This window comes from Klebsiella sp. CB_Kp196, from assembly GCF_040061575.1.
Lineage (GTDB): Bacteria > Pseudomonadota > Gammaproteobacteria > Enterobacterales > Enterobacteriaceae > Klebsiella > Klebsiella michiganensis.
Genome location: NZ_JBEAFH010000001.1, coordinates 212,007 through 223,091 on the forward strand (window position 1 = coordinate 212,007; position 11,085 = coordinate 223,091).

General features: G+C 52.5%; 11 protein-coding genes and 1 pseudogene. 11 read left to right on the forward strand and 1 reads right to left on the reverse strand.

Annotation, left to right across the window (positions count from 1 at the left end; genetic code table 11):
* Position 1 precedes the first annotated feature (1 nt).
* From ABLU87_RS01045 to mobC, 11 genes are all read left to right on the forward strand, one after another.
* Complete coding sequence (locus ABLU87_RS01045) at positions 2-730, forward strand: type IV secretion system protein (RefSeq protein WP_201158911.1); 729 nt, start codon at positions 2-4, stop codon at positions 728-730.
* An 11-nt stretch (positions 731-741) separates the two neighbouring features.
* A complete protein-coding gene (locus ABLU87_RS01050) occupies positions 742-1,017 on the forward strand; it encodes an EexN family lipoprotein (protein ID WP_044173375.1) in 276 nt (91 codons plus the stop codon).
* A gap of 71 nt (positions 1,018-1,088) precedes the next feature.
* A complete protein-coding gene (locus ABLU87_RS01055; RefSeq protein WP_201158910.1) occupies positions 1,089-2,123 on the forward strand; it encodes a type IV secretion system protein in 1,035 nt (344 codons plus the stop codon).
* A gap of 89 nt (positions 2,124-2,212) precedes the next feature.
* On the forward strand, positions 2,213-2,353 hold the full coding sequence (locus tag ABLU87_RS01060; protein ID WP_201158909.1) for a hypothetical protein: 141 nt from the start codon (positions 2,213-2,215) through the stop codon (positions 2,351-2,353).
* Positions 2,346-3,029, forward strand: coding sequence for a type IV secretion system protein (locus ABLU87_RS01065; protein ID WP_201158908.1), 684 nt, complete (start codon positions 2,346-2,348; stop codon positions 3,027-3,029). Before ABLU87_RS01060 ends, ABLU87_RS01065 begins: the two co-directional genes overlap by 8 nt.
* Entirely contained in the window at positions 3,029-3,916 is an 888-nt protein-coding gene (gene virB9 / locus ABLU87_RS01070; RefSeq protein ID WP_201158907.1) for a P-type conjugative transfer protein VirB9, read from the forward strand. Before ABLU87_RS01065 ends, virB9 begins: the two co-directional genes overlap by 1 nt.
* A complete protein-coding gene (locus ABLU87_RS01075; protein WP_201158906.1) occupies positions 3,913-5,220 on the forward strand; it encodes a TrbI/VirB10 family protein in 1,308 nt (435 codons plus the stop codon). Before virB9 ends, ABLU87_RS01075 begins: the two co-directional genes overlap by 4 nt.
* On the forward strand, positions 5,210-6,229 hold the full coding sequence (gene virB11, locus ABLU87_RS01080; RefSeq protein WP_201158905.1) for a P-type DNA transfer ATPase VirB11: 1,020 nt from the start codon (positions 5,210-5,212) through the stop codon (positions 6,227-6,229). Before ABLU87_RS01075 ends, virB11 begins: the two co-directional genes overlap by 11 nt.
* Positions 6,230-6,290: 61 nt before the next feature.
* On the forward strand, positions 6,291-6,593 hold the full coding sequence (locus ABLU87_RS01085) for a TrbM/KikA/MpfK family conjugal transfer protein (protein ID WP_201158904.1): 303 nt from the start codon (positions 6,291-6,293) through the stop codon (positions 6,591-6,593).
* Positions 6,594-7,291: 698 nt separating this feature from the next.
* On the forward strand, positions 7,292-9,151 hold the full coding sequence (locus tag ABLU87_RS01090) for a TraM recognition domain-containing protein (RefSeq protein ID WP_201158903.1): 1,860 nt from the start codon (positions 7,292-7,294) through the stop codon (positions 9,149-9,151).
* Positions 9,152-9,160: 9 nt separating this feature from the next.
* A complete protein-coding gene (mobC, locus tag ABLU87_RS01095) occupies positions 9,161-9,907 on the forward strand; it encodes a MobC family replication-relaxation protein (RefSeq protein ID WP_201158902.1) in 747 nt (248 codons plus the stop codon).
* Positions 9,908-9,967: 60 nt separating this feature from the next.
* On the opposite strand, the pseudogene ABLU87_RS01100 reads toward mobC, so the two are convergent.
* A pseudogene (locus ABLU87_RS01100) lies at positions 9,968-11,085 on the reverse strand (DEAD/DEAH box helicase); the annotation flags it as partial.

The following is an 11,085-nucleotide window of genomic DNA, read 5'->3' on the forward strand; positions in this document are numbered from 1 at the left end:
AATGCGTACCCGGGATCACCTTCTGGCATTATCGTTATTTTTCTCGACGCAGGCGTTCAGCGCCGGAATACCGGTTTTCGACGCTGTGCAGAATACCGAATCCATTAATCAGTGGATGCAGAAACTACAGCAATGGGAGGATACGGTTACCCATTATAAAAGTGAACTCGATGCATATAAGAAGCAACTGGCTACCGCAACCGGCGTGCGGGATATTCAGGGTTTTCTCAGTGATGCCCGAAGCCTGAAAACCGATATTGATAATCTCCGTAAGAGCGGTATTTCACTGGATGATCTGCTGACCACGCAGAACAGTTCATATTCTTCTGAACTGCAAAACCTTTACAGTAAATACAAATCGTTCAGCGTATGCAGTGATGAACAGGTCGGAATAAAATCTCAGGCCCTGGCCGACAGTTGTAAACAGATGATCCTCAATCAGGCAATGGCGATTGAGAATACCACTGGCGTTGAAAACAGGATCAACAGCACACTCAGCGATATATCAGACTTATCTGACCGTATATCGAATGCGCAGGACTCGAAAGAGTCTCAGGATCTGGCTAACGCCATCGCGGCGAAAAGCGTACAGTTAAATGCGCTGACGAATCAGTGGGAGATGTCTGTCAGACAGGCTGAACAGCGAACGACATTGCTGGAACAGCAAAGACAGAAAGCCTTTGAACAGCAGCAACTGACGGCACCTGTTGCTGACCTTAATAATTTATAAGGAGGTTATCCGTGCTCAGATCTTTATTCACCTTATGCACACTCTCAGGCGTGATATTACTGTCCGGCTGCAAGGAAACCAAATCCGAAGCCTGGTATAAGCAGCATCCTGACGAAACATATGCGGTTTATACGCAATGCCTTAAGGATGGCGAGGCAAGCGATAACTGCGAATTTGCCCACCGGGCAGCACTTATGTTTGCACAGGAAGGCCAGCCCGGGGTTAAGGAGAAATTTGAGGCGATATTTCAGCAGGAAGCTGAAAAAAGAAATGCTGTGACACAGTAATTTTTCCTCCAGCAAAACAGGGAATTCTCCCTGTTTTTTATTCCCTTTCTTTATATATCAGGTGAGGCACCATGTCCGGTGGTATTTTTGTTGGTATGGACAAAAACATCATGGATGGACTGAATACCGTACTGGAAGGTCAGTCTTCCACTTACGGCACGATGACCAGCGTCATCATCGTCAGCTCTTTTACCCTGTTTATACTGTTTCGCGGTTATCAGACGCTGGCTGGCAAACTCCGGACCCCGGTTGAAGATGTCGCCTGGGATGTGGGGCGAATGTTGCTGATCACCACCTTTGCGTTAAACCTTGATGGCTGGCTGGATATGGCGGTAGCGGCTATCCAGGGACTCAAAGACGGTATCAGCGGCGATGATAACGTCTGGGCGCTGCTCGATACCGTCTGGGAAAAGGCACAGGCGCTGGGGCAAAAGTTATTTAATATGGACACCTCAACTTACGTCAAACTGAATGGTGGCCTTGCCGAAGTCCTGGTATGGGGCGGCTCTGTTGTCCTGCTGATGGCAGCCACCTTTGTGAACCTGCTCGCCGAAATCACCCTCCTGTTAATGACGACCACCGCGCCGCTCTTTATTTTCTGCCTGTTGTACGGTTTTCTTAAACCGATGTTTGATAACTGGCTGAAAACGATTTTCGCGGCAATATTAACGATCATGTTTTCTGCTTTATCCATCCGTATCGCCATTAATTACCTGAATAAAATACTGGATGCAGCAACAAAAACATCTGCTGAAACTAATATGGTCACGCTGGCGGCGCAGTGCCTGCTGGCCGGGGTCGCGGCGGGTGTGGTGGTCTGGTTTTCCGCGAAGCTCGCCAGCGCACTCAGCGGGGCCGCCGTACAGGCGGTACTGCAGGGTGCCGCCATGAGTGGTCTGAGCGGACTGGCGAATAAATCCGCCGACCTCGCCGGGCCGGGCGCCAGGGACGGTGCCCGCCTGGCTGCGAAAGGCGGCATGGCCGTCGTCGCTGCGGCGACCGGCAGGCTCACCGGCGCAGGCGCGGGTAAAACCGTGAGCGCCTGGCAGAAACGCGCCGCCGCCATCGAAAGCATGAAACGCCTGAACCGGCAGCGTCACCGTTAACCCTTCCTGCCGTTAATTTCCTTTCCCCGTCACGCCGTGACCTGCGCCACCGGTGCGGCATTCCTGCATCCATACGATAAGGGGCTTCCATGAAATTCAGCATCATCCTTCTGATGCTGTGCGCGCTCACGGGCTGCGCACGGCATCAGGGCGGCCTCCCGCCGGTATCCGGCGAACCCGAGCCGGTAAATTCCCCCGCCATCATTCAGGAGCTGACTCACCATGTCTGATATTCAGAACATTGTTAATGTTTCCCGCTCTTTTGAATCCATCCTGCTGGAAAAGGAAGAGCGTTCCCGAAAAAACGCCTGGCGGGTGGCCGCTGCCGGACTGATTCTGGCCGCAATGGCGATTGCGGCCATTATTATTCTGCTGCCGCTGAAAACCACCGACACTGAATTATGGTCAGTGGATAAACAGACCGGACGCTATGAATATATGACCCGCGTGAAGGAGCGGGATATTTCGTCTGAAAAAGCACTGGCGCATTCACTGGCAGCACACTATGTCAGACTCCGCGAGGGATATAATTATTTCTCCCTCCAGCGTGATTACGACGACGTACAGTTATTTAACAGCGACAGCGTGAACCGGGATTATCTTGACGGGTTTAACGGCGATCAGGCACCGGACGTGATTTTTAACAAGGCGGAATATGTTGTCTATATCGACATTATTTCCAATGTGCATGCGCCCGCCACCGGACCGGATAATCTGGCAACACTGCGTATCAAGCGCACAATTCGTCGTATTGCTGATAATTCCGTGAAAACGGATGTCTGGAATATTCGCCTCACATACCGCTACGTCCCGCACCGGCAACTGACCGACAGCCAGCGTGAAGTGAACCCGCTGGGCTTTATCGTCACCAGCTACCAGCGCGATAAAGAGCTGAGGGGGGAATAATGCTGAAACATATCCTGCTCCTCTCTGGCTTAATAGTGTCATGCGTGGCATGGAGCGCGGCGACACCGCGCGGCAGCGCGTATGACAGCCGGATGCAGAACGTCACGTACAACAGCCAGAACGCCACGGTCGTCCGTACCCGCCCCGGCTACGTCACCATGCTGGTGTTTGACGATGATGAAACCGTTATCGATGCGCAGGCGGGTTTTCCCAGAGGCTGGACCGTGACAAAAAATGACAACCGGGTGGGCATCAGCCCCAACCCGATTACCCAGCCGGTCACGGATGCCAGCGGCAACAACGTCAGCCAGGTGTTTCTGCCGACGGCAAAAGACTGGAAAACCAACCTGTTCGTGGTGACCTCGAAGCGTGATTACAGCCTGGAGCTGAACGTGCTGGACCGCGACTCGCCCGCTCAGGCATTTGTTATCCGCTACCACTATCCCGATGAGCTGCGGAAAAAATCAGCTGCCGCCAGCGCCGCCCGTCAGCAACATCAGCAGGAAGCACTGGACCGGCAGCGGATAGCGGCATCATTCGGGCAGGCAACCACGCCGCGCAACTGGCGCTATACAAAACGGGTGGCCGCCGGTTCCGCCGCCATCGCCCCGGACTTTACCTGGGATGACGGTCGTTTTGCGTATATCGGTTTTTCCCCCACGAAAACCCTGCCCTCCGTTTTCCGGGTGGTGAACGGCCAGGAGCAGGCGGTCACGCCCCGGACGGGTAAACGGGGCAACTACACCGTGATGGTGATTCCGACATCGCCGCAACTGGTTCTGCGTTACGGCACCTCGGTGGTGGGGATCGAAAACGACGGATTCGGGCGTATCCCGCTGACCAACAGTGACACCGTTTCGCCGTCCGTTACGCTGGAGGCAAAATGACCGACAAATATTCCCCGGACGAACCTGAAAAAACCACCGCAGAACGGGAAGCGGAAGCCCGTGAACGCGCCCGCGCGGCAATGGCATATCAGGAGCCGGAGCAGAAAACGCCGCCTGGTCAGCCGGAAGTGACCCGTTTCCGTAAAGCTTCCGGTCGCCGCACGCTGATCGTCAGCCTGCTGAGTCTGGTCCTGGTCATCGCGCTGGCATCCGGTGGCGATCGTCTTCTCAGCGCCCTGAAAAGGGGTGATGAGAAAGAATCTGACGCCGCGCCACCGCCCGCCTCCGGGGCGGTGCAGCAGGAGCGTAAGAATCTGGGCATGGACAGTAACCCGTTTGGCCTGTTCGGGCCAGGGAGGCAGGAAAGCGCAGGCCCAGCCAGTCAGAGCACCCCGGCCACTCCAGCTCTGCCGCCAGGGCCACACGCCCTGAACAAGGCGGCAGCACTGGCAGACGGGCTGAACAGCGGCAGTACAGGGTCAGGCGACGATACACGCGCGTACCGAAGCGGATTGCGCAGTAACGCGGAAACGTCGGGCAGCCCGTCTGCCCCCACGGCGTACACATCCTGTCAGTCGGTACTGGTCAGTGGCGAAGATGGACGCCTGCGCTGCCCGGATACGACAGCACCGGCAGGCAGCAATAACAAGGAGAATCCGCGCGTTGCCCGCGTCACCGGTGTCAGGCGGCTGGGCCTTGATCCCGATCTCTATATTCCGGTGGATCGCTATATTCCGTGTTCGATGATGCGGCGCTTCGTGTCCGATGTTGGCGGTCATATCTCCTGCCTGATCGGTGAGAATGTCTGGAGCGCCAGTAACCATGTGAAGCTGATCCCGGCAGGAACGGTCGCCCGTGGTGTCTACCGCACCGGCGCACTGCAACACGGGCGCAGCCGGATGTTTGTGCTGTGGACGGAGCTGCGCACGCCGGAGCCCGGCAGCCTGCAAATCCCGCTCACCGATACGCAGGCCACCGGCCCGCTCGGTGAGGCGGGGATCGCTGGCTGGATCGACAGCCATTTCTGGGAGCGTTTCGGCAACGCCCTGATGCTCAGTACCGTGCAGGACGTGGCGGCAGCGGCATCAGATGCAGCGCCGGGTAAAGACCGCAATACCGACTATACCGAAAACACCCGCGCTGCAACGGCGGAAATGGCGAAAATGACGCTGGAAAACAGCATCAGTATCCCGCCCACGATGTACCTGAACCAGGGCGATGTGATCGGCATCATGACCGGCACGGATATTGATTTTTCCTCTATTTATCAACTACGGCTGAAAAAGAAATGGTATGAGCGCTGAAAACCTGTCACTGGATTTTATGAAAAACCGGCTGTTTGGTGATTTTCTTGCTCAGGATGGCCTGACGGAGATTGCCATTAACCGTCCGGGTGAGCTGCATACAAAAATTCGGGGAAAATGGCAAAAACGGGCATCCCCCATCACGTTGCGTCAGTGTCATGCTTTTGCCAGAGCGCTGGCGTCCTGGCAGGGCGATAATATTGACGATACGTCACCGATACTGTCGGCCACGCTCGAATCTGGCGAGCGTATTCAGGCGATTATTCCCCCGGCCTGCGGGCGTAATACGGTGTCCATTACGCTGCGCAAACCCTCGTTTGAGCAGAAAACACATCAGTCATGGATTGATGCAGGATTTTATCAGCGCGTGGCCGGTCAGGAAAAAACGGAAAGTCAGGATAATTCACTGATCCGGTTATATCATAGCGGGAATATTCCCCGCTTTATGGAAAAGGCGGTGGAATACGGCAAAACGATTTTTATTGTGGGTGAAACCGGCTCCGGCAAAACCACCTATATGAAAACGCTGCTGCATTATATTCCGCTGCATCTCCGGTTGATAACGATTGAGGACAATCCCGAAATCCGTTTTTATCACCATGCCAATTATGTGCATCTTTTTTACCCGGCGGATGCCGGGGATAACGCCATTGTCACGCCCGGCAGACTGATCCGTGCCAATTATCGTATGAATCCTGACCGGATATTACTGGCGGAAATTCGTGGGCGGGAAGCGTGGGACGCGCTGAAAATTGTCGGCTCCGGGCATGAGGGGTTAATCACCTCCCTGCATGCGGGCAGCCCGGAAGAATGCATTGAAGGGATCATTGACCGCTGCTATGAAAACCCGGACTGCCGGAACATTCCTTTTGATGTGCTGTTACGCAAGGTACTTAAAAGCATCGATGTCATCGTCAGCATTGATATACACGGCGATGTGCGACGGATGCGTGATATTTACTTTAAGCCAGTCCATTTAAATAGTATGAAAGAGGCTCTCAGAAAATAACTCCGGCAAACAATCTCACCCCAAAATACGTAACCTTTCATTAATCATAACGGTGGCTGAAATGAAAAAAACAATATTCTCCGTATTATTACTCGGCGTTATGGCGTCATGTCCAACATCTGTACTGGCTGCTGATGCCTGCGAAGTGGTGTTATGTATGTACGGTAAAGCAACCGGGAATGGCGGCAGCAGTGAATGTCACACCGCTGAACGGGTATTTTTTAATATCGTAAAAAAGAACAGGCATGGTTTTCTGCCTGACCATACGGCTGATGCCAGAAAATTTTTTTTACTTGAATGTGATTCGGCAGACCCGGCGGCTATCCGTCAGATCATCAGTAAATATGGCCGCGTTCGTGGTTAATACTGGCGAGACGGCACAGAGCATGACGGTTTTCAGGTTTTTACGGCTTCTGTTTTTCGCGGATTAAGGAGCGAAGAAACAGGGGCCGTAAAAATGAGGCAGCGGACAGAAATATTTTCGCGGGTTAAGGAGCGAAAATAATTCAGGCACCGCGCCTCACCTGCAAACAGCCGCGCCCACGCGGATTTTGCAGGCCGGGGGGAGCCGGATAAATTTCGCCGCCCCGGCGAGCGAAAAGCTGTCGCCCACGACAGCGGTTTACCCGGGGGGCACAGCCCCGCACACCGTCGCGGCTAAGTCTCCGGCCAAAAGCCGGTAGCGTGGCGCGACCACCCTCTTTAAAGGTCAGCTTCCCTTTTATTCCCGCTGCGAGGAACGAGCAAAGGGAAGAAAAAGGCGAAAGCGACCGTCTTAAAGGGGGTGGTCGCGCGTAGCGGACGACGGTGTGCCGCCTTTGACCCTGGGGGTTTTGGCGTGGCGTCCAGCCGCGACATTACCCCCATGCACCGGGCAATAAGGGCGTCCAGCCCGCATGTACCGGCGCACGCCGTTTCGTGCAGGGAAGCATGCTTTCCTGCACATGGCCGCACAGCGGCCACCTTCTTTACCCCATACGCTCGCCCCGTCTTTTCGCCCGACACCGTGGGGCGAATTGATGGGGCGATGTCATGGGGCGAATCGCTGACGAAGGAGGCATCATGATTTTAAATAAGCTTACCGCTTCACTGTCCCCGATAGTGAACGGGATGCTGGCGGTGCTGGCTTTTGTGCAACAGAAACAACTGGTGCTGGCATTATTAGCGGGGCTGACGATGCCGTTTTTTGCATCAATGAAAAGCGATGAACGGCAGAAAGCCCCGTTATGGAAAAGGTTGATTATCGCTTTTTCCCTGCTGTGTTTTCTCTCTGGCACACTGGCCCCGATAGTTATCGGATCCTTCCAGTGGCTGTATAAGACCAGACTCACCAGTGATAATACGGTACTGGCCTGGTCAGTAAGGATTGCTTTCACTGTAACCGGAATTATTTTTCATATTATGCTTCGCCGGGTATTCACGCCGGAACTGGACAAAATAAAGAAACATCTTGTTAAAAAAACTACCCTTGAACGCGAATTGCGCACCGATGTCCGCACCGTAAAGTCCCTGCTGCCGGAAACACTGCATTATGATCCGCTGGATTATATTGACCTGAATAAAGGCATTTTTACTGGCATGGACAGGGAGAACGAACCAATGTATCTCCCGTTAAAAGACTGGCAGAAACAACACGCGGATATTATTGGCACCACTGGAGCTGGGAAAGGGGTTGCCACCGGCATATTGCTTTATCAAAGTATTCTGGCCGGTGAAGGTGTGTTTGTTATGGACCCCAAGGATGATGAATGGGCTCCACACCTTTATCGGAAAGCCTGCGAGGATGCAGGAAAACCCTTTGCCTTAATTGACCTGCGAAAACAGCAATACCAGCTAAACCTGATTGAAGATATTACTCCAGATGAACTGGAAGAATTGTTCGTTGCAGGTTTCAGTCTGGCGGAAAAAGGTCAGGAATCTGACTTTTATCGGATCGACGACCGGAAAGCCGCCCGTATGGCCGCACAATTTGTCAGCGATAATCCATCGACAACAATCCGGGATGTTTATAACGGTGATTACGTTCAGGGTATTGCCGAAAAAATCAAAGCATTTTTTGGCAAGATTGAGGAGCTGGCATTACTCAATGCCATTAATTCACCGAAGGGTTTTTCACTCAAAAAAATATTTGATGAAGGTGGCTGCTGTTATGTTATCGGCTCCATGCGAAACAGCAAAATCATTACCGCTCAGCGTATGCTGCTGGTTCGCCTTTACCAGTTAGCAGAAAGGCGCGAACGTGTAACAGACGTACCCCGCCCCATTGCTATTTATCTTTCCGAACTGAAATACCATTTATCCAGGCCAGCGCTGGAAGGTTTAGGCGCGGCTCGGGATAAAGGCGTGCATATTATTATGGATCACCAGTCCATTGCCGATTTAAAAGACTGCCCGGCAGATTTGAAAGGCGACGCCGTTGTCGGTGCGGTCGTTGAAAATGCCAAATTCAAACTGGTTTACCGGGTTATGGATCCGGATACAGCAGACTGGATAGCGAGAATGTCAGGAACGATTCTGGTGGATGACGAACTCCGTAAGGCTAAGACGGATAATATGCTCACTGAAACCATCGACAGTGAGCGCACAATCCGCCAGGGCGAGCGTTTTTTTATTGACAGCAATATGATCCTGAACCTGCCTGATTTTGTCAGTTTTATCTTTACGACAACAACGCTACCTTCTGCCTCCCTGATTTCACCGATAAAGGTCAGAAAGCGCCGGTTAAAAACCTTTTCTGTTTCCCCTGATATTGCCGCAGCGGCGGCACCGGTGAAGATCGAACTGGATTTTGGCGACGATGATAAACCAACCGCGCTGGATGTGATGACATCGCACCCGGCTCTTTTCTTCGACAAAAGCGAAGTAAAACCGACAAAGCCAAAACCTGATGATGAAAAAGACCTGTCCCCGCTGGATTTTTAAGGAGCGGTTATGCTGATTTCGACATATCAAGAGCGCCAGACACGCAATAGAGAAAAAATAAAACAACTGCTGAACTTCCTGAAAGAAGAAACCTACAGCGATTTTAAAACGCTGATACTGCTATTTGGTTTCCGGGATCATAAATCGCTTTATACCCTTCTTTCAAAAGTCGAGAAAATGGGGTTAATACAAAAGTATGTCCTAGTATCACGCACGATAAAAATTTCATTGTGGGGCATAACCAGTGACGGATTGGCCGTTGTGTTAACCCCCGACGATGCGCTTTTCCCCGCACGATTTGAGCCTTCAAAGATTACCGGCTGGACGCTGGAACATCACCTTGATAATCAGGCGGCACGGATCATCCTTGAGCAAAAAGGCGCGTCCGGCTGGATAAACGGCGATCGCACGACCTTCCTCAGCCGTTATCAGGTCAATCACCGGCCAGACGGGCTGATCACTCTCCCCTGCGGAACCGTGATCGCCATTGAGACCGAGCGCCGTCTGAAAACCAGAGCTCGCTACCAGTCAATCATCGCAAGCCATTTACTGGCCCGGACCCGGAAAGACTGGATTTACGTTTTTTATATCGTGCCGGACCCGCAGAAAAAGCGCGGCCTTGAACGGCTGTTTGACAGCATCAGACACGTTATCGTTAACCATCAACACATCCCGCTGGAAACCCGCCACCGGAATGTCTTCCGCGTCTACACGCTCGACGAGTTGCAACGGCTCAATTTGGATAACAATATATAGCTACGGTCTCACCGATTACGCCAGATGCATGCACCAATCATAAGTCGCTCGAATCAGAAATCAGGTAGAAATAAAGTCGTCCGGTCCTAAATAGTCGAACATGGCACGACCATTCTCATCATCCACCTCAACTCTAAGAAGACCTCTTCTGTTTGTGTTAATTCTGCCATTTATACTTCCCAGAGGAGTGCCATCATCAGCCAGTACGTGATGAATACCATCAACAGTGTAAAGCTGCAATGGTGTGCCGATCACTGCCGGAGTAGCTCTCCAGTCAACCATTCCGTTATAACGATGACGACTCCAAACCTGGCTGCCTTTGGGGCTGAGACTACCCAAGAATTCCAGCCACATCACTCTGGTTTCAGGTGTAGGCCAGTCATGATTATCCGTGTGGCTTATCACTTCTTCAGAGTTCAGCCACCTTCTAAGCTCTTGGCCGGATTGAAAATCGGCAGTAGTGTCTGTAACCACTTTTATGGCTGCAAGCCTGGAGCTAAAACCCGCCTGAATAAGCAGTGAAGACGAACGGCTCAAGGTACCTGTTTCAACGGCAGCAACCGCAAAACCTAACTCATAATCGTCTAGCGTGGTATCTGTATCACCTATGAGGTCTCCATTAGCTGTTGCACGTACCCTAATAGCCTCCATTGCCCACGGAAGTCGATACACCAGCCCATTCTCGACGAATTGAAGCGTTTCAGACGTCTGCGTATTCGCGACGTTAGTCATGGGTTCACCCAATAGCCAGGAACGTAAAATACCTCTCCAGTCGCCAGGCAATGGATCAGGTATAAACGGATAGAAGGTAAAGACCTCTTCAGCGAGCGCAGTGATAGCAGCAATTGCCTCTTCGGCATCACCGCCCATTATAGCCGCATTCGCATCAATCAATAGTTGGTTGGCCTTAGCGGCAATAGCATCAAGTCGTAGCCCGGTTGTAAGTCCTACCCCCGACAGGAAATACCCCCGGCGCCCTGCTGCCGTTGAGCGCTGCCAGATGTATCGGCTGCGGGACAGGAGTCCCGATTTCAGCAAAATCCGTTCATTCTCATCCCTATAACGCTGCAAACTGCGTTGCCAAAGTGAAGACTGAAGAATGTCATCAAGAGCAGTTTCAATCGGCTTTGTTGAATAAATCGAACTTTTGCTGAGTTGAAGGATCAGATCACGTATCT